Genomic DNA, 353 nt, shown 5'->3' on the forward strand with positions numbered 1-353 from the left:
ACTTGGCTAGATCCTGAAAAAGCTGGCGAAGAAGCCCAAATTATCGCTGATAAACTTTCAGAGGTTGATAGTGAACACAAAGAAACTTACCAGAAAAATGCGCAAGCCTTTATCAAAAAAGCTCAAGAATTGACTAAGAAATTCCAGCCTAAATTTGAAAAAGCGACTCAGAAAACCTTTGTAACCCAACATACGGCCTTTTCTTATCTAGCGAAGAGATTTGGACTTAATCAACTTGGTATTGCAGGCATCTCTCCAGAACAAGAACCAAGTCCAAGACAACTAACAGAAATTCAGGAATTTGTTAAAACCTATAAGGTTAAAACAATTTTTACAGAAAGTAATGCTTCTTC

Annotated in this window: 1 pseudogene; it reads left to right on the forward strand. The window is 36.5% G+C overall.

Annotated elements, in window-relative coordinates:
• Positions 1-353: pseudogene (adcAII, locus tag HMPREF2628_RS01955) on the forward strand (zinc-binding lipoprotein AdcAII); the annotation flags it as partial.

It is taken from the genome of Streptococcus sp. HMSC063B03 (assembly GCF_001836965.1).
Classification (GTDB): Bacteria; Bacillota; Bacilli; order Lactobacillales; family Streptococcaceae; genus Streptococcus; species Streptococcus pneumoniae_F.